General features: G+C 68.7%; 22 protein-coding genes. 12 read left to right on the top strand and 10 right to left on the bottom strand.

Annotated features, from left to right (window positions below; all coding sequences use genetic code 11):
• Nucleotides 1-5 precede the first annotated feature (5 nt).
• Nucleotides 6-710: an excalibur calcium-binding domain-containing protein gene (locus ABZ345_RS16310; RefSeq protein WP_359848419.1), complete on the bottom strand. Its 705-nt coding sequence runs from the start codon at nt 708-710 to the stop codon at nt 6-8.
• A 212-nt stretch (nt 711-922) separates the two neighbouring features.
• Between ABZ345_RS16310 and ABZ345_RS16305 the strand changes: the two genes are divergently transcribed.
• Nucleotides 923-1,816 (top strand): excalibur calcium-binding domain-containing protein, encoded by an 894-nt coding sequence (locus tag ABZ345_RS16305; protein ID WP_359848417.1) that lies wholly within the window; start codon nt 923-925, stop codon nt 1,814-1,816.
• A 25-nt stretch (nt 1,817-1,841) separates the two neighbouring features.
• Here the strand turns inward: ABZ345_RS16305 and ABZ345_RS16300 are convergent, their stop codons facing one another.
• The 3 genes from ABZ345_RS16300 to ABZ345_RS16290 all read right to left on the bottom strand — a co-directional run bounded on the left by ABZ345_RS16300 (nt 1,842) and on the right by ABZ345_RS16290 (nt 3,775).
• Nucleotides 1,842-2,681: an LLM class flavin-dependent oxidoreductase gene (locus tag ABZ345_RS16300; protein ID WP_359848415.1), complete on the bottom strand. Its 840-nt coding sequence runs from the start codon at nt 2,679-2,681 to the stop codon at nt 1,842-1,844.
• 76 nt (nt 2,682-2,757) lie between these two features.
• Nucleotides 2,758-3,198 carry a hypothetical protein gene (locus tag ABZ345_RS16295; protein WP_359848412.1) on the bottom strand — a complete coding sequence of 147 codons (441 nt, stop codon included), beginning with the start codon at nt 3,196-3,198 and terminating at the stop codon, nt 2,758-2,760.
• A gap of 37 nt (nt 3,199-3,235) precedes the next feature.
• Nucleotides 3,236-3,775 (bottom strand): L,D-transpeptidase family protein, encoded by a 540-nt coding sequence (locus ABZ345_RS16290; protein ID WP_359848409.1) that lies wholly within the window; start codon nt 3,773-3,775, stop codon nt 3,236-3,238.
• A gap of 390 nt (nt 3,776-4,165) precedes the next feature.
• On the opposite strand from ABZ345_RS16290, the gene ABZ345_RS16285 reads away from it, so the two are divergent.
• Nucleotides 4,166-4,957 carry a PIG-L family deacetylase gene (locus ABZ345_RS16285; protein WP_359848406.1) on the top strand — a complete coding sequence of 264 codons (792 nt, stop codon included), beginning with the start codon at nt 4,166-4,168 and terminating at the stop codon, nt 4,955-4,957.
• An 18-nt stretch (nt 4,958-4,975) separates the two neighbouring features.
• Here the strand turns inward: ABZ345_RS16285 and ABZ345_RS16280 are convergent, their stop codons facing one another.
• A complete protein-coding gene (locus tag ABZ345_RS16280) occupies nt 4,976-5,434 on the bottom strand; it encodes an SRPBCC domain-containing protein (protein ID WP_359848403.1) in 459 nt (152 codons plus the stop codon).
• 85 nt (nt 5,435-5,519) lie between these two features.
• On the opposite strand from ABZ345_RS16280, the gene ABZ345_RS16275 reads away from it, so the two are divergent.
• A complete protein-coding gene (locus ABZ345_RS16275) occupies nt 5,520-6,233 on the top strand; it encodes a TetR family transcriptional regulator (RefSeq protein ID WP_359848400.1) in 714 nt (237 codons plus the stop codon).
• On the opposite strand, the gene ABZ345_RS16270 is transcribed toward ABZ345_RS16275, so the two are convergent.
• Nucleotides 6,173-7,105, bottom strand: a complete 933-nt coding sequence (locus tag ABZ345_RS16270) for a CPBP family intramembrane glutamic endopeptidase (RefSeq protein ID WP_359848397.1) — start codon at nt 7,103-7,105, stop codon at nt 6,173-6,175. The genes ABZ345_RS16275 and ABZ345_RS16270 overlap by 61 nt on opposite strands.
• 145 nt (nt 7,106-7,250) lie before the next feature.
• Here ABZ345_RS16270 and ABZ345_RS16265 point away from each other — a divergent pair, with 145 nt between their 5' ends.
• From ABZ345_RS16265 to ABZ345_RS16250, 4 genes are all read left to right on the top strand, one after another.
• Complete coding sequence (locus tag ABZ345_RS16265) at nt 7,251-7,808, top strand: MarR family transcriptional regulator (protein WP_359848394.1); 558 nt, start codon at nt 7,251-7,253, stop codon at nt 7,806-7,808.
• Nucleotides 7,805-8,185 (top strand): hypothetical protein, encoded by a 381-nt coding sequence (locus tag ABZ345_RS16260; protein WP_359848391.1) that lies wholly within the window; start codon nt 7,805-7,807, stop codon nt 8,183-8,185. The genes ABZ345_RS16265 and ABZ345_RS16260 overlap by 4 nt, the downstream gene beginning before the upstream one ends.
• A gap of 160 nt (nt 8,186-8,345) precedes the next feature.
• Nucleotides 8,346-8,909 carry a Type 1 glutamine amidotransferase-like domain-containing protein gene (locus tag ABZ345_RS16255; RefSeq protein ID WP_359848388.1) on the top strand — a complete coding sequence of 188 codons (564 nt, stop codon included), beginning with the start codon at nt 8,346-8,348 and terminating at the stop codon, nt 8,907-8,909.
• 172 nt (nt 8,910-9,081) lie between these two features.
• Nucleotides 9,082-9,285, top strand: a complete 204-nt coding sequence (locus ABZ345_RS16250) for a cold-shock protein (protein WP_045313469.1) — start codon at nt 9,082-9,084, stop codon at nt 9,283-9,285.
• A 102-nt stretch (nt 9,286-9,387) separates the two neighbouring features.
• On the opposite strand, the gene ABZ345_RS16245 is transcribed toward ABZ345_RS16250, so the two are convergent.
• The gene (locus ABZ345_RS16245; RefSeq protein ID WP_359848384.1) at nt 9,388-10,182 is read right to left on the bottom strand and encodes an SDR family oxidoreductase; all 795 of its coding nucleotides are present in this window, start codon (nt 10,180-10,182) and stop codon (nt 9,388-9,390) included.
• A 9-nt stretch (nt 10,183-10,191) separates the two neighbouring features.
• Nucleotides 10,192-10,992 carry an alpha/beta fold hydrolase gene (locus ABZ345_RS16240; protein WP_359848381.1) on the bottom strand — a complete coding sequence of 267 codons (801 nt, stop codon included), beginning with the start codon at nt 10,990-10,992 and terminating at the stop codon, nt 10,192-10,194.
• A gap of 141 nt (nt 10,993-11,133) precedes the next feature.
• Between ABZ345_RS16240 and ABZ345_RS16235 the strand changes: the two genes are divergently transcribed.
• A complete protein-coding gene (locus ABZ345_RS16235; RefSeq protein WP_359848378.1) occupies nt 11,134-12,132 on the top strand; it encodes a LysR family transcriptional regulator in 999 nt (332 codons plus the stop codon).
• Here the strand turns inward: ABZ345_RS16235 and ABZ345_RS16230 are convergent.
• The gene (locus tag ABZ345_RS16230) at nt 12,101-12,742 is read right to left on the bottom strand and encodes a hypothetical protein (RefSeq protein ID WP_359848375.1); all 642 of its coding nucleotides are present in this window, start codon (nt 12,740-12,742) and stop codon (nt 12,101-12,103) included. The two genes, ABZ345_RS16235 and ABZ345_RS16230, sit on opposite strands and share 32 nt — an antisense overlap.
• A gap of 254 nt (nt 12,743-12,996) precedes the next feature.
• On the opposite strand from ABZ345_RS16230, the gene ABZ345_RS16225 reads away from it, so the two are divergent.
• Nucleotides 12,997-13,680: a response regulator transcription factor gene (locus ABZ345_RS16225; protein ID WP_359849067.1), complete on the top strand. Its 684-nt coding sequence runs from the start codon at nt 12,997-12,999 to the stop codon at nt 13,678-13,680.
• A complete protein-coding gene (locus ABZ345_RS16220) occupies nt 13,677-15,113 on the top strand; it encodes a HAMP domain-containing sensor histidine kinase (RefSeq protein WP_359848372.1) in 1,437 nt (478 codons plus the stop codon). The genes ABZ345_RS16225 and ABZ345_RS16220 overlap by 4 nt, the downstream gene beginning before the upstream one ends.
• A gap of 48 nt (nt 15,114-15,161) precedes the next feature.
• Here ABZ345_RS16220 and ABZ345_RS16215 read toward each other — a convergent pair whose 3' ends face one another.
• Nucleotides 15,162-17,306, bottom strand: a complete 2,145-nt coding sequence (locus tag ABZ345_RS16215) for an MMPL family transporter (protein WP_359848370.1) — start codon at nt 17,304-17,306, stop codon at nt 15,162-15,164.
• A 205-nt stretch (nt 17,307-17,511) separates the two neighbouring features.
• On the opposite strand from ABZ345_RS16215, the gene ABZ345_RS16210 reads away from it, so the two are divergent.
• Complete coding sequence (locus tag ABZ345_RS16210; protein ID WP_359848368.1) at nt 17,512-18,717, top strand: hypothetical protein; 1,206 nt, start codon at nt 17,512-17,514, stop codon at nt 18,715-18,717.
• 66 nt (nt 18,718-18,783) lie between these two features.
• The gene (locus ABZ345_RS16205) at nt 18,784-19,737 is read left to right on the top strand and encodes a Rieske 2Fe-2S domain-containing protein (protein ID WP_359848366.1); all 954 of its coding nucleotides are present in this window, start codon (nt 18,784-18,786) and stop codon (nt 19,735-19,737) included.
• Nucleotides 19,738-19,974 lie beyond the last annotated feature (237 nt).

The following is a 19,974-nucleotide window of genomic DNA, read 5'->3' as shown; positions in this document are numbered from 1 at the left end:
CCTGCCTACTCGCAGGCGACGCCGTCGTTGTCGCGGTCGAGCGCCAACCGGTAGCCGGGCTGCCCGCGGTAGAGCGGCGCCGCTCCAGCCGCCTTGGCCGCCGAGCAGTTCGCGTAGTACGCGGACGCGGGCGGTGCGGGCGCGGGCTGCGGCTGAGGTTGCGGCTGGGGCGCAACAGGTTGCGGCACAACGGGTTGCGGCGCGGGCTTCACGTCAAGCCCACCGCACGACGGCCCCCAGAACCCGACCGCCGCCTGCTTGGCGACCGCCTGAGCCTGCTCGATCGCCGCATCCGCCCCGCTCACCGCACGACCAACACCCTGACTCACCGCGAGAACGGCGTAATCCTGACCGTCAGCCAACAACCGCGATCCCACGACACTGACCGCCTTGCCCACCAACGTCTTCGTCGCGAACTCGACCGACGACGCGGCCCAGCACTCGCCGGGCGGAGCCAGTCCGAGCACCTGCACGGTGGTGCCGTTGGACAAGGTCACCGTGCGACCGTCCACAATCGACGCGACCGTCACCGGCGGCGGAGTTGTCGTTGTCGTGGCGGAAGTCGTGGAAGTGGTGGTGCTCGTCGAAGTGGCGGCCGCGACCGGCTTGGGCTCCTGCCCGCAGGCCGTGACGATCATCAGCAGGGGCACGACCGCGGCGATCACGCGGACGTTCTTCGGCAGTTGTCGCAAGGACACGTGTGCGGTCACGGCCGGTACGTCGCGATGCCTACTACGCAGCGTTACCCGTTTCACCCAGACGGCTCATCTGCCAGCCTGCACGGCCATCAAGTAGTCCGATCGGGTTAACTGCAACCGTTTTCGACTCCGGACCGTAACGAATGGGCCCGAACGCCGAAAGTCCAACCGGACATCGGGTTCGGAGCGGACGGAAGGCGAGTCATTTGAACATGATCACGCGGGTGACGGCAGCGCTGGCCGGCGCGGGTGTAGCGCTGGGACTGGCCGTGGCCGTGACGACGCCGGCGACCGCGGCGGCGGCCGACGGCTACTACAAGCAGCCCTTCGACGCGACGGTGTGGCGCGTCGACGGCGGCAACGCCCGCGCCATCGGCTACGACGAGTGGGCGTCCGCCGGATTCCCCCAGCCCGCGGCCTCGCCGACCGACTACGTGAAATACCCCTGGTCCCCCACCGTCTACGCGGTCACGTTCTGGGGAGACCCGGAGTCCACTTGGGACTGGGACCGCCTCACCGAGTCGCAGTGGCGGGCGTCCGGCAGTCCCGCTCCGCGCACCGCGGGCTGGATCGCGGGCAGCTACTACTACCAGTGGGCCACGTCCAACGAGATCTTCGTCGAAGGCGCGGACGGCGTGAACCACAAGCTCACCTACGACGAGTGGGCCGCCTCCGGTTTCCGCGCCTACGACCGGCGTTCCAACGAGGGCTTCATGAAGCTGTCCTGGGCGCCGAACATCACGCGGATGCCCGACCTGGCGAACGGCTACGGCTACTCGATCGGCTACGCGGAGTGGAGCGAAGAAGCGTTCCCGACACCGCAGGTGGTGCAGCGCGTCGTGAACGACCACTTCTACAAGGTGGGCACCAACCCGACGATCTACTACCAGGGCCCCGCGTTCCACCGGGCCATCAACTACAACGAGTGGGTCGGCGCGGGCAGGCCGTCGCCGGAACTCCGGGGAATCCCCGCGAACCCCGGTAACAGCAAGGACTGCTCGGACTTCGCCACCCACCGCGAAGCACAGGCGTGGTTCGACTACTACTACCCGTACTACGGCGACGTCGCGCAACTCGACGGCAACCACGACGGCGTGGCGTGCGAATCCCTGCCGTAGCAAGAACAACGTCGAACAGCGGCCCTCACCCGACGACGGGTGAGGGCCGTTCGCGTACAGCCGGCCCCTCACGCAGCACGCCCCGGACCTCGTCCAGCGAGATCGACTCGGGGTCGAACCCGGTCAGGCACCAGGTCGCCCCGGCTTCGGCATAGGCGGCGACGTCCGCGTCCCGCTCGATCTCGACGGCGAAGTCGTAGGGCGCCGAGGGATCGTCACGCAGAGCGTTGACCTGGCCCACCGCCGCCGCGAACTCGTCGAGCGAGGTGAGGTTGACCGGGAAGAACCCGTCCAACCGCGCCGCCCGTCGCATCGGCCTGATGTTGCCGGGGAACGCGGCCGCCCACACGGGCACGCCGGGCCGCTGCACGGGCCGAGGCAGAAACCGCACCCCGTCAACGGTGTAGTGCTCGCCGCGGTGGTGCACGGTCTCCCCCGACCAGGCAGCCGCCAGGATCTCGAGCGACTCGTCGAGCATCCGCCCCCGCACCCGGTCGTCGCACTCCTCACCGGTGCGGGAGAACTCACCGGCGAACCGATCACTGCCCAGCCCCACGCCGAGCGTCAGCCGCCCACCGCTGAGCCGGTCCAGCGTCGCGGTCTCACGCGCGAGCTTGGCGGGCCGCCGCCGCGCGATCGCCGACACCATCGGCCCGAACCGCAGTCGTTCGGTGGCAGTGGCGACCGCGGCCAGGGTGATCCACGGATCGGCGACCTCGGTCACCGGTTCACGCCAGCGCAGGTGGTCCCACACGAACAGTCCCGACCAGCCCGCCTCCTCCGCCTCCGCGGCCAGGCGAGCGACGACGAGCAGGTCGGCAAGAGCGTCGAACAACGGAAACCAGAGCGCGCAGCGTGGGTTCATGCCGAGAACGCTAGAAGCCGCACTGCATCAACAAAAGCGATAGATTCCGATGGTTTCCATCAGCTCTTCTAATATTTCAGCGACGTCCGGCGGCCAGAACGACGAGGAACTGCCCGCCGCCCGGCTCGACGGTGGTGGTCACCGGCAGCCCCGGCACCAGCCGGGAGAACCGGTCCAGCAGCCAGTCCGCCGCTTCCTGGGCGTCCTGCCTGGTCGGACAACGAGCCACCATCTCGCGACCGCCCTTGCGCTCCAGCCGACCGGCGACGGTGATCAGCGGCGCGGGTTCGGCCACGTGCAGCCGCTCCGGCCAGGCGATGACCACCTTGACCGCGCCCTTGCGCGTGTTGCACCCGCGGTGCGCGAGCCGCTCGGCGACCTTGGCCTTCCGGTCGGCGGTCCGGCTGTCGACGCTAGGCCCTCGCGGGTCGTTCACCGACATGCCGGGGTCGACCGGTTCGTCGCACACCCAGCACCGCCATCCGTCGCGCTCGGCGACGTCATCAAGGAGACTCACCCGAGCAAACTAGCCTGCCCGGTGAACAAGCCCCGGTTCAGCGCGGCGACAACGCGATCACCGTGCCAGGACCGACCCAGCGCATGATCGACACCAGCGTGCTCGCCGGAATCGCCACACAGCCCGCGGTCGCGGCGCCGTTCGTGACGTGCACGAAGAACGCGCTGCCTCCACCCGGAACACGTTGCGCGTTCACGCCCATCACCAGGGCGTAGTCGTAAACAGCGCCTTGCCCAGCCAAATTCTCCGACGTGCTCTCGTTGAATGGACACGCGCCACGAGCACACCGCTGATGAGTGTGGTAGTCAGGACTGTTGACGTCACTGACCCACCAGTCCGAGTCGTCGAGCCGGAAGTACGACACTCCGGCACCAGGATCGGCCTGCCTGCCGAACGCGCCGGTGATCGCGAAAACCCCGGCCGGTGTCGCCGACGAGGACTCACCGTAAGAACTCGAGATGCCGGGCGGACCGACTTTGGCCGCAACACCACCGATCACAGAAGTCCAGTCACTCCCGGACTTCTGCCACGTCGACAACGTCGCATTGGAACCGCCCGCACCCACCACCGAGATCACCTGGGTCGCGCTCCCCACCCGATCCGCGAACCACGGCGCCTCAACCCGCTGCTCCGTTTTCACAGGCGCAGGAGCAGGCCGCGCCACCGAGGAACTGGTCACTGCGGCGGACGACGTCACCGCACTGCTGGCCGACGTCGGCGTGGGCGCGACGCTGGAGCTGGAACCGGCGGACGAACTGGCCACTGTCACCTCAACAGACGTGGGCTGTCCCTCGTCCGCAGCACGCGCGGGAGCAACCTCCGCAGACCCGTTGGCTGCTACCACCACGAGTGCCGCAACGACCGCCGCCGCCACAACAGGACCCAAAACTCGTGCTACGAGAGGAACTTTCGCGAGACGCCGGAACATACCCATCTCACACATCAACCATCTACTGGACTGGACACCATGACCCGAACACTGCTCGCGGTGCACGCCCATCCTGACGACGAGTCGACGTCCACCGGCGGCATCCTCGCCCACTATGCCTCGCTCGGCACCCGAATCGTGCTCGTGACATGCACCAACGGCGAACTCGGCGACGCACCGGACGGCGCCGAACCGTTCACACCCACCCATGATCCTTCACAGGTCGCTTCGCACCGGCTCGGCGAGCTGCAAGCGGCGTGCCGCGTCCTCGGCGTGACCGACGTCGAACTGCTCGGCTACCACGACTCGGGCATTGCAGCGTGGGAGAAGCCTAGCGGCGCCTTCGTGGACGTGCCGGTGTCCGTTGCCGCCGACCGGGTGGCGAGGCTGATCGAGCACTACGAGCCACAAGTCGTGGTGACCTACGACGCCGAGAACGCAGCGCAGCACCGCGACCACCTGCACGCCGCGCGGGTCGCTTCGGCGGCGTTCGACCTGTCCGGAGTCGCGGCCAAGCTGTACTTCAAGGCCCACGGCCGGGCGTACTGGGAGCGCCTGATCCGGGTGGCCACCTCGGTCGGAATCCACCGGGACCTGCCCGCCGGACTCGACGACGTCGACCGGCGCATCACCACGACCATCGACACCCGCGCGGTCGTCGACCGCAAACGCGCCGCGCTGCACTGCCACGCCTCCCAGCTCGGCTCGTCGATCGCCGGCAGGCTGCCACCGGCCGAGTTCGCCGAGGCGTTCGGCGTCGAGGACTTCATCCGGGCACGGGACACCACGGGATCACCTGTCCCGGAAACCGACCTCTTCGCCGGGCTCTGATCGCTTGTGCGGGAATGTTCATCGGGATCGCAGCGCGCCGGTCTCGTCGAGCTCGGCGAGCAGCGCGGGCACCCCGACGCTGAGCATCCTGGCCCGGATCACGCCGAGCATCCTGGCCATGGCGAACCCGCCGATTCCGGTGAATCCGCTGTGGTGGTAGGTGAAACGGGTTCCCTCGGGGGTGGGCTCCAGCCGGTAGAGGACGTGGCTGGGCGTCTCGCCCGGCGCGCCAACCCACGTGTAGCGCAACAGTTCCCGCTCGCGCACCTCCAGCACCTCGCAGTCGACGATCCCGCGCCAGCCGGGCATCGGCTTGGCGACGAACTGGAACCGGTTGCCGGCCACGGGCTGGAACCCAACGGCACGAGCGCCTTTCCCCGTCGACGTCCAGTGCGGGATCAGGTCGGGGTCGGTCATCGCCCGCCAGACCTTCACGGGCGAGTGCGGGTAGTCGCGAACGATGTGGATCTCGGACATCGTGGTCTCCTCGACACAAAGTGACTTCAGCAGCTGTAAAATTACAGTAGCAGAACTTTTCGTGTCGCTGAACTAGGATGATCGTGTGGCAACAACGGGAACCGGGTTGCGCGAGCGCAAGAAGCGCGCGATGCGCCAGCAACTGTCCGACACCGCCGCACGGCTGTTCGTCGAGCACGGCTTCGACGCTGTCCGGGTGGCCGACGTCGGCGAGGCGTGCGGGGTGTCCGAGAAGACCGTCTTCAACTACTTCCCGAGCAAGGAGGCGCTGCTCCTCGACCGGCTGGAAGCGACCGCCGACGCGTTGCGCACTCACCTGTCGAACCTGGGGCTCCCCCCGGTCACCGCGATGCTGACTGTCCTCGACCAGGAACGAGAGGGCCTCGTCGCGGGTCTTGCCGCCGACGCCGACCAGGATCGCGCACTGGCGCAGTACCAGAAGTTCGGCGACCTGATCCGAACCACCCCATCGCTGCGGGCGTACCGCAGCGACACCGCCGACCGGTTCGTGGACATCGCCGCCGAAGTACTCGCCACCCGCACCGGACTGCGACCAGAAGACCCCGAACCCCAGATCGCCGCGGCCACTCTCCTCGGCCTGTGGCGAGTCCAGTTCCGCGCCCTCCGCACCCACCTGCGCCCCGGTCACCCGCTGCCCGACGCGATCGACGCCGTCACCCAGGAAGTTCACCGCGCCGCTCAACTGGTCGAGCAAGGACTCGCCACGTGGCCGTCCGGTCATGCCGCTGAGCGACTGATCTGCGACGCACCCTCACGTCGCGAGTCAGGCGAGGTGTAGCCGAGCCGTCCCTTGGTGACGACGATGACGACGATGCTCAGCACACCCAGGCCGAGCGCGGGCCCCCAGAGCAGTTCTTCGCTGGCATTGGGAAAGAACTCGGAGAAGGCGACGGACTGGAAGTTGTTGATCGAGCAGTGCAGCAGCATCACCAGGGGCAGGCTCTGGCGTCCCTTGTTGTAGACCAGGGTGATCAGGAAGCTCATCTCCATGGCCATGACGGCGAAGCGGACGATCGTTTCGGGGGTGACGTCGGGGCCCGCCCAGGGCGTGAGGAACAGCGGCAGGTGCCAGATGATCCACAGAATGCCGAGGACGAACGTGGCGATCATCGGCTGGTGACGCTGCTGGAGGCGGCTGAGGGCGAAGTCGCGCCAGCCCGGCTCCTCGGCGAGGCCGGTCGTGAAGAACTGAAGCACCAGCATCGGCACGTAGATGGCCAGCACCATCAGCGAGGGCACCTGGAAACCTTGGGCGTCCGTCACCGCCAGCGTGCCGAGCAGGACCGCCACGGGGACGGCGAACAGAGCGAACGCGTACCACAGGACGCCGGCGCGGAACTGGAAGAGCCGCTTGCGCCACCGCCGTAGACCTTCGCGGCCCTCGGTGACCGCGGTGACCGTGAACGCGGCGGTCAGCGGGCCGAGGTAAGCGCCGGGCAGGATCGCGGTGAGCTGGTTGCCCATCACCAGGTCCGGGTACCGGAAGTGCAGGACGCCGAACCCGTCCAGCGACAGGATGTAGGGCACCCAGGCCAGCCAGCTGATGCCGTTGGCCAGGGTGAAGAACGTGATCAGCGGGAAGCGCTGGACCAGTGCCTGCCAGCCGTGGGAAGCGGGGCGGCCGGAGTCCGCAACAGGGATCGAAGTCATGGTCGGAACACTAGGAATCGATCTTGCGCGAGTCAGTGCAGTCAAGGGCCGTTCTGATGGTGGAGCCTGCTCTACCCGGCCTTGCCGCCTCGCTGCGATGCTCTGGTGACAGATAGAGAAGTACGTACTAAAGTACTGCTTCACTATGAAGCACGTAGACAACGACGAGGCCGAGTTCAGTCGCGACTCGGACGACCTGCTGTTCGACCCGCGGGCCAGGACCGCGCTCGCCCAGTTCGCCCTCGGTGACGACACCAGCGTGCTGGAGGCGGCCGCGGCGATCCGAGCGGCCGCACGGGCTCTGGACCGGCTGCGCTCCCACGGCACCGACAGTCGCGGGCTCAGCCCCGGCGCGCTGGACATCCTGGTTCGCCTCGGCAGCACCGAGGACGGCATCAGCATCAAGGACCTGGCCGGCTCCGCCGGGGTGAGCTCGAGGAACGTGACCGGCCTGGTCGACACCCTGGAACGAGCGGGGCTCGCCGTGCGGGTCCCCGCTCCCCAGGACCGGCGTTCCGTGCTCGTCCGGATCACACCGCCGGGCAGCACGTGGCTCGACGAGTTCCGACGACCCACCCAGAGGGCCATGGCGGCCGTGTTCAGCGGGTTCACCCCCTCCGAGACGGTCCTGCTGCGGCACCTGTGCCTGCGTGTTGTCGAAAACCAGCACCAATTGGCCCGCTATTTGGAGGAACAGGCATGACGACCAGCGCGACGACCCAGAAGACCGTTCAGGCCTATCACCAGGCCAGGTTCGCCGGGGACGTGACCGCCGCGGCCGCCCAGCTCGCCGGCACGTTCACCTTCCAGAGCCCGCTGATCAGCTCTGGCGACACCACCGGCCACCTGGCCGGACTCACCGGTTTCCTCCAGATCGTCACCGGCGTGGAGATGATCAGCGAGTTGTACGGCGAGTCCGAGGCCACGCTCGTCTACGACGTGCACACCGCCACGCCGGTGGGTGTCCAGCGCACCGCCGAACACTTCCGGTTGCGGGACGGCCGGATCGAGTCCATCACCCTGATCTTCGACGCCACCCGCTGGCACCCGATCATGGCGGCAGCCGCGCCACAGCGATGAGTTTCGCTGTGGCGTCCAGTCTGTCTCCCATACACCCGAACTGACGGCTACAGGAGGCAAGCGTGAGGCTTCTTCTCACGTCCGCAGGCGTCACGAACCCGAGCATCCGCGACGCGTTGGTCGACCTCCTGGGCAAGCCGATCGCCGACTCCAGTGCCCTGTGCATCCCCACAGCGCAGTACGGCCACCCCATGTGCGGACCGGCCTCGGTGTGGCGCTTCATCACCGGCCAGACACCACTACCCATGTGCGACCTGGGCTGGAAGTCGCTGGGCGTCTTGGAGCTGACAGCGTTGCCCAGCATCGGCGAGCAGCGGTGGGCCCCTGGGTGCGGGAGGCCGACGTCCTGCTGGTGGCCGGCGGCGACGCGATGTACCTGTGTCATTGGATGCGGCAGTCCGGGCTGGCGGACCTCCTGCCGTCGCTGCAGGACACCGTCTGGGTGGGGTTGAGTGCGGGGAGCATGGTCATGACCCCCCGAATAGGTGACGACTTCGTCGAGTGGACGTCACCCAATGGGGGTGACAGCACTCTCGGGGTCGTCGATTTCTCGATCTTCCCGCACCTGGGTCACCTGCCGGACAACACCATGGCCGCCGCCACGAGGTGGGCAGCCGAGATCGCGGGTCCGGCGTACGCGATCGACGACCAGACGGCCATCAAGGTGACCGACGGCACCGTCGAGGTCGTCTCCGAGGGACACTGGAAGCTGTTCGCCTCATAGCCTCGTCACCGGGTGGTCATCCGGTGTAGCGTGATGGCGTCTGTCATGGTTACGACGTACGAGGCGCCCGTGATCGCAGGTCACGGGTTTTTTGCTGTTCGTCGTCGCCGGCCGTGGCGGACCATCCGGCTCCCGCACAGTGCGGGTGCCACATTCATGCTTGGAGAGCACCATGGCCACCGGAACCGTCAAGTGGTTCAACTCTGAAAAGGGCTTCGGCTTCATCGAGCAGGACGGCGGCGGCGCCGACGTCTTCGCCCACTACTCGAACATCGCTGCCCAGGGTTACCGCGAGCTTCAGGAAGGCCAGAAGGTCTCCTTCGACATCACCCAGGGCCAGAAGGGCCCGCAGGCGGAGAACATCGTTCCCGCCTAGTCCGCTCGTCAGCCGCTGATCCACCAGCGGCACGCACGAACGACACCAGAGCCCGGCCGGATGAACCATCCGGCCGGGCTCTGTCCGTCACCGGCCCGGGTGTCAGTGGGTTTCGGTCGTGAAGCCGCCGTCGATGACCACGTTCGCGCCCGTGACGTTGCCGGCGACGCGATCGCTGGCCAGGAACACCGCGAGGTCGGCGACCTCCTCCGGCCGGGTGAAACGGCCGGTGACCGCCTGGGCCGCGGCTTGATCGGCGACGGAACCCGGTGTCGCGCCCGCAGTGGCGGCGATGGTCTCGGCCACGCCGCCGGTGCCCAGCCAGAGGTCGGTCGCGACAGGACCCGGGCTGATGGAGTTGACCCGGATGCCGTGCGGGCCGAATTCCTTGGACAGCGCCTTGGTGAGGTTGACCAGTGCCGCCTTCGCCGCGCCGTAGTCGATCACGGTGGGGTCGGGCAGGCTGGCGTTGACCGAGGCGGTGTTGACGATGCTGCCCCGGCCGGCGGTCAGCATCGCGGGCAGGGCGGCCCTGGTCGTGCGCACCGCGGCCAGGAAGTTGAGCGTGATCGAGTGCGCCCACTGGTCGTCGGTGACGAGCAGGAACCCGGTGGTCCTCGGCGTGACGAAGCCGACGTTGTTGACCAGGATGTCGAGGCGTCCGTGGTCGGCCAGCGCCGCGTCCACGAGCCGGCCGGGCCCGTCGACGGTGCCGAGGTCGACCGCGACGGCGACGGCCTTGCCCGCCTCGGTGAGCGCGTCCAGCTCGGCGCTGCTGGACCGGGCGCCGGCGATGACGTAGGCACCTTCGGCGATGAGCGCGGCGGCGATCGCCAGGCCGATTCCCTTGCTGGCACCGGTGACGACGGCGACCTTGCCGTCGAGTCCGAGATCCATGTGCTCTCCCTAGATGCCGTGGGTGTGCAGCCAGCCGAGCACGGCGTCGGCGACGTCGAGCCAGCCGCTGTCGACCGTGAGGGAGTGGCCGCGGCCTTCGAACTGCTTGAACTCGGTGACCGCGGTGGAATCCCGGTACTGCTTGAGGGTCGAGCGGGTCACGACGTCGGGCACGGTGTGGTCGGCGGTCCCGGAGATCAGCAGCAGCGGTCCGCGATCGGCGCGGTGCGTGTCGACCTTCGCCTGCGAGTGCAGCACGAAGTTCGCCGCTGCCACCTGGAAGAGCGGTCGGGCCGGCGCCGGGACCACCCACCGCCGGTAGATGTCCGCCGACTCCTGCTCGGTCAGCGCGTTGCCGAAGCCGTAGCGGAACTCCTTCTCGCTCAACGTGACGGCGCGGTGCAGATTGGCCGGATTGCCCAGCGCGGGCAGCCCGGAGCGCAACTGGGCCAGCGGAAGCGGGAGGACTCCCTTGATCTGGGCGGGGTCGATGGCGACGCCGGCGCGTCCGATGCCCTGGCCGAGCAGCTTCTCCGTGATCAGGCCGCCGAAGGAATGGCCGATGATGACCGGCGCCTCGTCAAGTCCGGCGATGATCGAGGCGAAGTGCTCGGTGGCCTGGTCGATGGTCGTGTCCGCGACCGCCTCCGGGTGCTCTCTGGCCCCTTCGACGGTGTCGGGCTCGTGGGGCCATCCAGGCGCGATGGCGGGATATCCGGCTGCCGCGAAGTGGTCGATCCAGGGCTGCCAACTGGTCGCGTGCAGCCACAGACCGTGGATGAACACAACCGGCGGTCCTTGGTCCGGCATCAAGATCCTCCGTTCGCCGTGGTTTCTGATGGCCAGACAACACCCGGCGGCAGCGCGGCGTCCAAGACCCGTTTCACCGCAATCAATAACCGCGCTGGCATCGTTGCCAGTCCAGCCCTACGGTCAAGCCGGGAGGACCGCATGGATCTCGACCTCAGGCTGGTGCGCTACTTCGTCACGGTCGCCGACGAACTGCACTTCGGCCGGGCCGCGGCCAGGCTGTTCATCAGCCAGCCGGCGTTGTCCAAGCAGATCCGCAAGCTGGAGGACCACCTCCGCGGTCAACTCCTGCTGCGCGACAGCCGCCACGTCACACTCACGCCGCGCGGCGAACAATTCCTGGAACAGGCCAGGCAACTGCTGGCCCTCGCGGACCGCATGCAGCGCGAACCGGAACCCGATCGCGTGCGCATCGCGCACATCTTCAGCCTGGACAGCGGACGCGTCATCGCAGACGCCTTCCACGAGCGGTTCCCGGACGTGCGAGTCGTGGAGAGCTCGATGGACAGCACCCGGCAACTGGCCGCGCTGCTGGCCGACCAACTCGACGTCGCGATCATCCGAGTGACCGCGGCGATGAGAACCGACCACCCGACGGGTTGGCAACACGCGTTGCTGCGGCTCGAACCGTTCTGGCTCGTGGCCCGGCCCGGCGACACGCCCCGTCCCTCCGCCTCACTGCACGAGCGCCCCATCGAGGTCTTCGGCGACCCACCCGGCTCAGCGCTCTACAACACACACGGCCGCTACCTCAGCTCCCTCGAGCAGCACACCGGCCTCGCGCTGCAGTGGCTCGGCAACCCCGGCACCTTCGACCACTGCCACGCAGCGCTCACCCGCGCCCGCACCCAGGCCTACGTCCTCGAATTCGACAGCTACGCCCGCCGGTACGCGGACAAGGGCATACCGATCCATCAACCAGAGGAACTCCGGCCCGTGTATCCGTGGTCCCTGGCGTGGCGCGAAGGCGAGCAGTCGGAAGCCGTTCAGCAATTCCTCGGCCTAGCAAGGGAAACGGCCGAACGCCGCCGTTGGCTGCAGCCCGAGCGAGACGGCGGCCCGCTCTGGGTGCCGCCGGAAGACCTCCTCGATGCCGCAGCGCTGACGCCTACTCCCCACCGGGCGGAACCGACTTCCTGACGTCCACGAGGATGTCGACCACGTCGCACGCCAGGCCGGCCAGCTCGTCGACCTGTTCGGCGAGGTCCATGTCGGTGAAGGTGAAGCACGCAACGCCGTCGGCGATGTCCACGGCGGGCGGCTGGTACGACTTGAGCTGGGCGAGAAGCTTCTTCTCGGTGTCTCCCGCCACCAACGGTGCCAGGCCGCCAGACATCTCGTAGCCCCTGGAGGCCTTGGGCGGGTCCATCCGCAGATCTCCGCTCAGCTCCGGCACGTCCACCGCCACCACGAGGCCCAGGACGGCGACTCCCCCGTGGGGGACGCCTTGATAGCGACCAGAGGGCACCATCGAGGAGAAGACAGCGGCTCGCACAGTCCGCCCTTCACAGGTTCCCGCCACTGCCGCGCGCCGCGTCCGTTCGGAGGCGCTCATCCGGCCCACCGGCACGTCCTCGTCGTCGGGGACCTGCCGCCACCCAGGCTCGCCCGCCTGCCGCCGGAGCGCTCCGGCGGCCGCCGTGACAGAGCGGAGCAGCGCGGACTGCTGCCCGGCGTTGATGATCGAGTACACGGCCGCCATGATCAGGAAGAAGACTCCGAACACGATCACGATCTGCAGCAGATCCATGCGCCCTCCGAGGAGCGTTCGCCCGGCACGGCTCCCCCGGTGGTGGGAGCCCCTCATTGGACTACGCGGCCGACGCCGTTTCACTCTTCTCCGGCCGGAGTCACCTTCTTGACGTAGAGCAGTCCGGCTCATTTTGAACTGATCACTTGGGCATCCACGACCCGCGGCACCACAGCGACGACGCTCTAATCCTGGCCTCAGGTTGATCGGGAACGATGAGCGGCAAAAGCATCGACTGGGAGGGGCAGGCCGACGTGCGGATCATGATCGCGGATGACGAGGCGGCCATCCGCGAGTCGCTGGAGCGGGTGCTCCAGGTCGAGGGTTACGACACCAGCACCGTCGCCAACGGTCTCGCCGTGCTCGACGGGATCGGCGGCGACGCACCGGATCTGCTGATCCTCGACGTGATGATGCCCCGCCTCGGCGGGGTGGAGACCTGCCGGCGGTTGCGGGCGGCGGGTCAGGACCTGCCGGTGCTGATGCTGACCGCACGGGATCAGGTCTCCGACCGGGTCGCGGGGCTGGACGCGGGCGCCGACGACTATCTGCCCAAGCCGTTCGCCACCGAGGAGTTGCTGGCCAGGGTCCGGGCTCTGCTGCGCCGCCGCGCGACGGGCGACGACGAGTCGCAGATCCTGACGTTCGCCGACGTCCGGGTCGATCCCGACAGGTTCGAGGCGTGGCGGGGCGCGCGGCCACTCCGCCTGACCCGGACCGAGTTCTTCCTGCTGGAGGTCCTCGTGCGCAACGCGACCAGGGTGTTGACCCGAGGCGCGCTGTTCGAGGCGATCTGGGGCTACGACATGAGCGTCACCTCGAACAACCTCCAGGTGTACGTGAGCTACCTGCGCCGCAAGCTGGAGGCCGAGGGTGAGCCGCGATTGATCTACACGCTGCGCGGCCTGGGATACACGTTGCGCGAGACTCCTCCGTGAGCACGCCCGCCGACCGGGAACCGCGCCGGCTGACCCGGTGGTGGCGCCGGCGGTCCCTGCGGACCAGGCTGACGGTGATCGCGGCGACGGCCATCGCGGTCAGCGTGTTCCTGGCCTTCCAGGTGGCCATCGAGCTGCTGGACTGGGAGCTGCGGCACACCACCGAGGATCAGCTGCGCGCCGACTCCCGCGTCCTGGCGGCGAACGCGGAGCGCGCCGGTCTGGCGCAGGTCCAGCTACCGCCGTATCCCGGATCCGGTCGGCTGGTGCGGGTCATCCTGCCCGACGGCTCGACCCGGACGCCGGTCGGCCAACCCGCACTGCCCCCCGTCAGCGAGCACGCCGGGCGCGTGGCGCAGGGCGCGTCGGCCGACCTGATGGAGTCGACCGACAGCGACGACGACTTCCTCATCTACACGCTGCGGGCGGGCGACGGCGCGGTCCAGGTGGCCGGCGTCGCCGACGAAAGCCAGACCAACCAGCTCGGGTTGGGCATGCTGCTGATCGGGCTGTTCTGCGTGGTCGGCGGCGCCCTCGTCGGGCGAGCCGTGGCACGGACCGGGCTGGCACCGATCGACCGGCTGGCCGCCGCCGCGGTCCGTGTCGCGCACACCCTGGATCTCGACGCCGACATCCCGGATGAGGGCGGTGGGGAGATCCGGCAGCTGATCCGGTCGATCAACGACATGCTCGCCGCGCTCCGGGACTCCCGGCTGGCCCAGCGGCTGCTCGCCGAGGACGCCGCCCACGAGCTCAAGACCCCGCTCACCAGCCTGCGCCTCAACATCGAGCTGCTGATCCGGCTCGATCGGCGCGGCACCCTGGACAGCGCACTGCCCTCGGAGAGCCGGACCCGGCTGCTCAACGATCTCGGCGCCCAGGTGGCCGAGTTGAGCACCCTTGCCGCCGAGCTGACCGACCTGGCGCGCGGTGACGTCAGCGACGAGAGCACCGAACTGCTCGACCTCGCCGACGTGGTGGTGGCCGCCGCGACCAAGGCAAGTTCCCGCATGCCCGACGTCGAGGTCGCGCTCGACGTGGACTCCGTCTGGGTGAGCGGGCGTCCCGCCGCACTCCAACGGGCGGTGCTCAACCTCATCGACAACGCCGGCAAGTGGTCCCCCGCGGACCAGCCGGTCCAGGTCCGGCTCCATGCCAGGGGAGCGTCGGCGGTGCTCGAGGTCGACGACGCAGGGCCGGGCATCGACGACGCCGACGTACCGCGGGTGTTCGACCGGTTCTACCGCGCCGACAGCGCCAGGGCGTTGCCAGGATCCGGTCTGGGGCTGTCGATCGTGCAGCGGGTCGTCGACGCCCACGGCGGCCGGGCCACCGTCGCCCGCTCCGCACGCGGTGGCGCGCTGCTTCGAGTCGACCTTCCGGCCGCCCCGATCGCGCGGCTCACCGCCGGGGAGGACATCGTAATGCGCTGATCCGGGACAGGCCTGGGCCCGTCCCGGATCTCGTCCGTGGCGCCGCGCTCACCGTTGCAGCGCGGGCTCCTTGTCGTCGGCGAGCGGCCGTTGACCATCAGGCAGCTCCACCGGCCGGGACAGCCGGCTCGGCCACCACATCCGCCGGCCGATCAGCAGGGTGAGGGCGGGCACCAGGACCGACCGCACCAGCAGGGCGTCGAGCAGCACGCCGAAGGCGACCAGGAACCCGACCTCGATCAGCATCACCAGCGGAAGCGTGGCGAGGACCGCGAACGTGGCCGCCAGGACCAGGCCTGCCGAGGTGATGACGCCACCGGTGGCGGAGAGGGCTTTGAGCATGCCCTCCCTGGTGCCGAGACGCACGGTCTCCTCCCGGGCCCGGCTGGCCAGGAAGATGTTGTAGTCGACGCCGAGCGCCACCAGGAACAGGAACGCCAGCAGCGGCACCGAGTAGTCGACGCCCTTGAACCCGAGAATCGTGTCGAAGACGAACACGCTGCCGCCGAAGGCCGCCGCGAACGAGACGATCACGGTGGCCATCAGGACCAGCGGGGCCACGATCGCCCGGAGCAGCAGCCCGAGGACGATCAGGACGACGGCGAGCACCAACGGGATCACCAGCTTCTCGTCGCGGCTGCTGGTCACCTCGGTGTCGAGGTTCTCCGCGCTCGGCCCGCCGACGATCGCCTCCGCCCCGCTCACCGCGTGCACGGCGGTGCGCACCCGCTTGATCGTGTCGTACTCCGCGACGGTGTCCGGCGCGTCGGTCGGGAACACCGAGATGTCGGCCCAGCCACCGCTGGTCTGACCCGGGATGGCCACTGCCACACCGCGAGTGCCCTTGACGACGTCGAGCACCTGCTCCTGGTACGCCGGCCGCGTGAAGATCGTCATCGGCTGGCCGCCGAGCTCCGGGAAGTGCTGGCGGAGAACGGTGAAACCGCTTACCGACTCCGGCGCGGACACGAACTGGTCCTGCTCCCGCAGGGCGCCGGTGTTGCCCGCCAGCCCCATGGCGAACACGCCCAGGACTCCGAGCGAGCCGAGCGCCGCCACCCACCGGCGGCGACCGATGGCGGCGCCGAGCCGTACCCACAGCCCCGGCTTCTCTGCCACGGCCGTGCTGAACCGCGGGATGGCCGGCCAGAAGATCCGCCTGCCGAGCACCACCAGCATCGCGGGGAACAGCGTCAGCATGGCCACCAGCGCGCACAGGATGCCGGCCGCGCCGATCGGGCCCAACCCGCTGGTGCTGTTCAGGTCCGCGACGAGCAGGCAGAGCAGACCGGCGATCACGGTGGCCGCCGATGCGACGATGGCCGGCGCCGCGCCGCGCAGCGCGTGGACCATCGCGACCCGGACGTTCTCGTGGTGGTGCAACGCTTCCCGATATCGGGCGATGAGCAACAGCGCGTAGTCCGTGCCGACCCCGAACACCAGGATCGTCAGCAACGCCGAGTTCTGGTCGTTGACCACGATGCCGAAACCCTTGACCAGCAAGTAGACGGTCGCCATCGAGGTCAGGGCGGCCACGCTCACGGCCACCAGCGGGATGAGCCACAACACCGGACTGCGGTAGGTGATGATGAGCAGGAGCGTGACGACGACGAGGGTGGTGAGGAGGACCTGCAGGTCGATGCCGTCGAAGACGGCGTCCATGTCGCCGTCGACCGCGGCCGGGCCGGTCACGTCGAGTTCCAGGCCGGCGGGGCGGTCCTTCGCGGCGTCGCGCAACGGGCCGACGATGGCCTCCGGTGCGCCGTAGGTCGCGCTCACATCGAGGGTGAACATCATCGCCTTGCCGTCGGTGGAGGGTCTCGTCCGCGGGCCCTCGTCCTCGCCGGCCGAGGCCACCACCTTCGGCGGGTACTGCTTGGCAAGGACGTTGTAGTGGCGCTCGACCGTCGCGCGGTCGGCGTCGGTGATGCCGCTGGCGCGGTGGTACACGAAGACGAACGTGTTGTCTTCCCCGCCAGGGAGACTGTCCTCCAGCACCGCGACCTTTGTGGACTCGGCGCCGGCCGGCAGGGTGTCCACAGCTTTGTCGGTGGTGACCGAACTCAGCTTTCCGCTCAACGGCCCCATGACGACCGTCAGCACCAACCACAAACCGATCACCAACCACGGCACCCACCGGCCTGCCAGCCGACCGGCCGGTATTTTCCCGGACGGCGCTGCGTTGACTGCCATTTACGAGCCTCCTGCATAGGTGTCACTTCGCCTGTCTGGCGACGACTTCCTACCGAGCGAATCTGAGAGGACCGTTAATGCGGTGCTCAGGACCGCCGGTAGTCCTAAGAGGACTCAACGGAGTAGTACCGTCGTACCGCCTCCCTCCCGAAATGACGACCGCGGTACGACGAAACGGGACGAATTTCGGCCTAGCGTTCAGGACATGAGGAAATCTGGTAGTCCACTGTGGAGGTTTGGGGCGGCCACCGTGGCGCTGGCGACGGCGTTCACCGTCGTCGCCTGCGGGACGAACACCGGCAACGGTGCGGCGCCCGTCCCGCCCGGCTCGCACAACGCGCACGGGGGCCAGCCGCCGGCTCCAACGCAGCCGCTGCGCGCCGGCGAGCGGTTCGTCGACCTGAAGATGGCCGAGGCCTACACGCCCAAGCCGCCGGAGGGCGGCGGCACGGACGAGTACCGGTGCCAGGTGATCGATCCGGGCGTGACCAAGGCGGCGTTCCTGACCGGGACCCAGGTCACGCCGGAGAACGTCGCCCTTGCGCACCACGCCATCGTGTACGCGGTGCCGCCGGGCGGTGCTGCCGCGGTGCGCGAGCAGGACGCCAAGACCCCCGGCCTCGGCTGGCAGTGTTTCGGCGGGACCGGCGTGGACGGCGCCGAAGTGGAGAAGGGGGAGGCGGCGTGGGTGGACACCTGGGCGCCCGGCGCCTCGGAGACGCTGTTCACCGAGGACGTCGGCTTCAAGCTGGAGCCGGGCAGCCTGATCGTCCTGCAAATGCACTACAACCTGCTCGCGACCGACGGCAAGCCTGCCGGGTCGGACCGCTCGGCGGTGCGGCTGCGGCTGACGGACGGCACGCCGCAGACCCGGGAACTCGACACGTTGGCGCTCGACGCGCCGACCGACCTGCCCTGCGCCGCCGACGAGTCGGGCCCGCTCTGTGACCGGGCGGCCTCGATCGCGGACGTGACGAAGCGGTTCGGGCCGGACGTCGGCGGCAGCGCGGACCGGCAGGTGGAGGAGTGCGGCCAGAGCGCACCGAAGCCCGGTGACACCCAAACCTGCGACCACGAGGTGGAGGAGCCGATGACGCTGTTCGCCGGTTTCGGCCACATGCACCTGCTCGGGCGGGCCATCAAGGTCGAACTCAACCCGGGCAAGCCGAACGCCAAGGTCGTGCTGGACGTGCCGCAGTTCGACTTCGACAACCAGCGGCTGGTGAAGTTGCCGTCGCCGGTGGAGATGGGTCCGGGCGACACGCTGCGGGTGACGTGCACGCACGACGCGGGGCTGCGCAAACGGTTGCCGCAGCTGAGCAAGCTGCCGCCCCGCTACGTGGTGTGGGGCGACGGCACCAGCGACGAGATGTGCACCGGCATCATGACCGTCTCCCCCCACAAGTCCTGACGAAGGGCCGAACATGCGTGAACTCACTGAGGTATCGCAGCCCACGTCGGTGTACTCGGCCACGACATGATCCAGCTGCGTTTGGATTCCCCGAGGCAGTCGCCGGTCTGGGTACTGCTGCCGCTGCGTGCTTTTCTCGGCGGCACCTTCTTCTACGCCGGTCTCTCCAAGCTCCTCGACACGCACTACCTGGATGGCACCTCGCCACTCGGTGTCCACGCGCAGATGGTGAACGCCGCCGCGACCTCCCCGATCGGCCCGCTGGTCTCGCTGGCAGCCGACCACGCGACCGTCGCCGGGCTGGCGATCGCTTTCGGGGAGATCGCGGTCGGGCTCGCCACCCTGCTCGGGCTGTTCACCCGGCTCGCCGCACTCGGTGGTGTCCTCCTCTCGCTCAGCTTCTTCCTGACGGTGAGCTGGACGACTCGGCCGTACTACGTCGGGGCCGACATCGTGTTCGCCGTCGCCTGGACCCCGTTGCTGATCGCGGGCGACGCCGGGGTGTTGTCACTGAGCGCCCGGCTGCGTGCGAAGGTGCGGCACAGGCTCGGCCTGCCAGTGCACCCCACGCCGGAGGAAGGCGGGACCGTAGAGGACGACGTCGAGCGGCGCACCGTGCTGCGGGGCAGTCTGATCGCGGCGGCGGCGACCGCTGCCGGAGTCACCGCGGGCAGCGCGCTGGCACTCGCCCGACGCCCTGCTGGCTCGCCACCGGACTCGGTGAGCCACGGCCCGGTGATCGCTGCCGTCGACGACGTCGTCGTCGGCTCGTCGAAGAGCTTCACCACGCCGAACGGGACGCCCGCCCACCTCCTGCGCCCAGCGCAGGACACCTTCCTGGCGTTCAACGCCACCTGCCGTCACCAGGGCTGCCCGGTCGCCTACGTCGGCCCTGGGTTCCGGTGCCCTTGTCACGGCGCCACCTACGACGAGAACGGACAGGTGACCGGAGGGCCGGCACCCGCACCGCTGACCAAAATCCCGATCAAGGTCGTTGAGGGCCAGGTCGTGCTCGCCTGATCTTCGAGGCTTCGGTCCCCCCGCAAGTCCTGACGAAGCGTCGAACGTGTGTGAGCTCACTGAGGTCAACAGCTCTGAGCTCACACACGTCCGCACTGAACTCACACCCGCGCGGCGTCGCGTCGGTCGGACGAGATGAAGCGCTAAGAACTCCTAACAGAATGATCTTGGAATACTGTTGATCAACCGCGTGTTGACCTTGGTGTGAGGAAGGGCGAGCAGCTCCCCTGGATCGTG

Origin of the sequence: Lentzea sp. NPDC005914, from assembly GCF_040629405.1 — a bacterium.
Classification (GTDB): domain Bacteria; phylum Actinomycetota; class Actinomycetes; order Mycobacteriales; family Pseudonocardiaceae; genus Lentzea.
Note: the sequence above shows the minus strand (reverse complement) of the source record. Positions and strands in the feature narration are given on the sequence as shown.

What these genes read in the sequence shown, in the direction of transcription:
- ABZ345_RS16300 (WP_359848415.1), bottom strand. Translation starts at nt 2,681, where the DNA reads ATGAACCCACGCTGCGCGCTCTGGTTTCCGTTGTTCGACGCTCTTGCC.
- ABZ345_RS16285 (WP_359848406.1), top strand. Translation starts at nt 4,166, where the DNA reads ATGACCCGAACACTGCTCGCGGTGCACGCCCATCCTGACGACGAGTCG.
- ABZ345_RS16280 (WP_359848403.1), bottom strand. Translation starts at nt 5,434, where the DNA reads ATGTCCGAGATCCACATCGTTCGCGACTACCCGCACTCGCCCGTGAAG.
- ABZ345_RS16270 (WP_359848397.1), bottom strand. Translation starts at nt 7,105, where the DNA reads ATGACTTCGATCCCTGTTGCGGACTCCGGCCGCCCCGCTTCCCACGGC.
- ABZ345_RS16265 (WP_359848394.1), top strand. Translation starts at nt 7,251, where the DNA reads ATGAAGCACGTAGACAACGACGAGGCCGAGTTCAGTCGCGACTCGGAC.
- ABZ345_RS16260 (WP_359848391.1), top strand. Translation starts at nt 7,805, where the DNA reads ATGACGACCAGCGCGACGACCCAGAAGACCGTTCAGGCCTATCACCAG.
- ABZ345_RS16250 (WP_045313469.1), top strand. Translation starts at nt 9,082, where the DNA reads ATGGCCACCGGAACCGTCAAGTGGTTCAACTCTGAAAAGGGCTTCGGC.
- ABZ345_RS16245 (WP_359848384.1), bottom strand. Translation starts at nt 10,182, where the DNA reads ATGGATCTCGGACTCGACGGCAAGGTCGCCGTCGTCACCGGTGCCAGC.
- ABZ345_RS16240 (WP_359848381.1), bottom strand. Translation starts at nt 10,992, where the DNA reads ATGCCGGACCAAGGACCGCCGGTTGTGTTCATCCACGGTCTGTGGCTG.
- ABZ345_RS16235 (WP_359848378.1), top strand. Translation starts at nt 11,134, where the DNA reads ATGGATCTCGACCTCAGGCTGGTGCGCTACTTCGTCACGGTCGCCGAC.
- ABZ345_RS16230 (WP_359848375.1), bottom strand. Translation starts at nt 12,742, where the DNA reads ATGGATCTGCTGCAGATCGTGATCGTGTTCGGAGTCTTCTTCCTGATC.
- ABZ345_RS16215 (WP_359848370.1), bottom strand. Translation starts at nt 17,306, where the DNA reads ATGGCAGTCAACGCAGCGCCGTCCGGGAAAATACCGGCCGGTCGGCTG.
- ABZ345_RS16210 (WP_359848368.1), top strand. Translation starts at nt 17,512, where the DNA reads ATGAGGAAATCTGGTAGTCCACTGTGGAGGTTTGGGGCGGCCACCGTG.
- ABZ345_RS16205 (WP_359848366.1), top strand. Translation starts at nt 18,784, where the DNA reads ATGATCCAGCTGCGTTTGGATTCCCCGAGGCAGTCGCCGGTCTGGGTA.